The sequence below is a fragment of the Azospirillum sp. B4 genome, from assembly GCF_000333275.1.
Classification (GTDB): domain Bacteria; phylum Pseudomonadota; class Alphaproteobacteria; order Azospirillales; family Azospirillaceae; genus Nitrospirillum.
Genome location: NZ_BACU01000635.1, coordinates 1 through 1,812, shown reverse-complemented (window position 1 = coordinate 1,812; position 1,812 = coordinate 1). Strand labels below are relative to the sequence as shown.

At 69.6% G+C, this 1,812-nt stretch carries 1 pseudogene; it reads right to left on the bottom strand.

The annotated features are described in order from the left end of the window. Positions 1-113 precede the first annotated feature (113 nt). Positions 114-1,812: pseudogene (gene nuoG / locus I55_RS28370) on the bottom strand (NADH-quinone oxidoreductase subunit NuoG); the annotation flags it as partial.

Here is a 1,812-nt window from a genome sequence, read left to right as displayed (position 1 = left end):
AGGTCATCATGGCCATCGCGATCAGCAACGGCACCGTGATCACCAGGATCTTCAGGACGATCGCCAGCAGGGTCGCCCAAGCCAAGGGCAGGCCCAGATGAAGGGCGAAGAAATCAGCCATGGGTCCCGGTCCTCTCGGCAACGGCGGGCGACACGAAGGCCTCCGTGCATTCGGCCATGGTGGCCGAGGCGCGGCTGATCGCGTCGGTCATGTAGAAGTTCTCAACCGGCAACGTGAAGGGTGCGGCGGCCACGGCACCGGCGGTGCCGAAGGCACCCCAGGCGGCCGGCGTGGCGCGGTCGATCTGGGCGAACACCGGGTTGGCATCGGCCAGCCGCTTGCGCAGCTGCTGCAGAGTGTCATACGGCAAGGGCTTGCCCAGGGCGCCGGACAGGGCGCGGACGATCTTCCAATCCTCGCGCGCCTCGCCCACCGGGAAGGTGGCCTGGCGGGTGTGCTGGGCGCGGCCCTCGGTGTTGACGTAGGTCGCGTTCTTCTCGGTGTAGGCGGCACCCGGCAGGATGACGTCGGCGCGGTGGGCGCCCCGGTCACCGTGGTGGCCCTGGTAGATCACGAAGGCGCGGCCGAAATTCTGGGCGTCGATCTCATCGGCACCCAGCAGGTAGACCACCTCGACCTCGCCCTTGCGGGCGCCGTCCAGGATGCCGGCCAGGTCGCGGCCGCCGGCGGCGGGCAGGAAGCCCAGGTCCAGCGCGCCGACGCGGGAGGCCGCGCGGTGCAGCACGTTGAAGCCGTTCCAGTCCTCACGCACCAGGCCGCAGGCCTCGGCCACCGCGCGGGATGCTGCCCAGACGGCGGCGCCGTCCGGACGGGACAGGGCGCCCGAGCCCAGGATCAGCAGGGGCTTCTTGGCGGCCTTCAGCGTTTCGGCGTAGGGATGGCTGCCGTCGGCGATGGCGTTCAGCAGGGTGGCGTCGTTGCCCAGGTGGTCGATCGGGAAGGTCAGGTCGACGCGCGGGCCCAGCACGGTGACGGTCAGGCCGCCCTGCAGGTAGCGCTTGCGGATGCGGGCGTTGACCAGGCTGGCTTCCCAGCGCGGGTTGGTCCCGATCAGGAAGACGTGATCGGCCTGCTCGATGCCGGCGATGGTGCTGTTGAAGATGTAGCCGGCGCGGGAGGCGGCGTCGATGGCGCTGCCGTCCTGGCGGCTTTCCAGGCTCTTCACGCCCATGCCGCCCAGCAGGTCCTTCAGGGCCAGCAGGCTTTCGGCGTCGGCCAGATCACCAGCGATGGCGGCGACCTTGTCCGGCGCGGCACCCTTCAGCTTGGTCGCGGCCAGGGCCAGCGCCTCTTCCCACGAGGCGGCACGGAGCTTGCCGTTCTCGCGGATGTAGGGGCGGTCCAGGCGCTGACGCTTCAGGCCGTCATGGGCGTAGCGCGTCTTGTCGCTGATCCATTCCTCGTTCACCGCCTCGTTCAGGCGGGGCAGGATGCGCAGCACTTCGCCGCCGCGGGTGTCGATGCGGATGTTGGAGCCGACGGCGTCCAGCACGTCCACCGATTCCGTCTTGCGCAGTTCCCACGGGCGGGCGGTGAAGGCGTAAGGCTTGGACGTCAGGGCGCCCACCGGGCAGACATCCACCAGGTTGCCCGACAGCTCGGACGAGACGGCGGCCTCGACGTAGGGGCCGACCTCCATGTGCTCGCCACGGCCGGTGGCGCCCATCACGGACACGCCCGCGATCTCGTCGCTGAAGCGGATGCAGCGCGTGCAGTGGATGCAGCGCGTCATGATGGTCTTGATCAGCGGGCCCAGGTCTTGTCTTTGACGGCCCGCTTCTCCTCGCCGT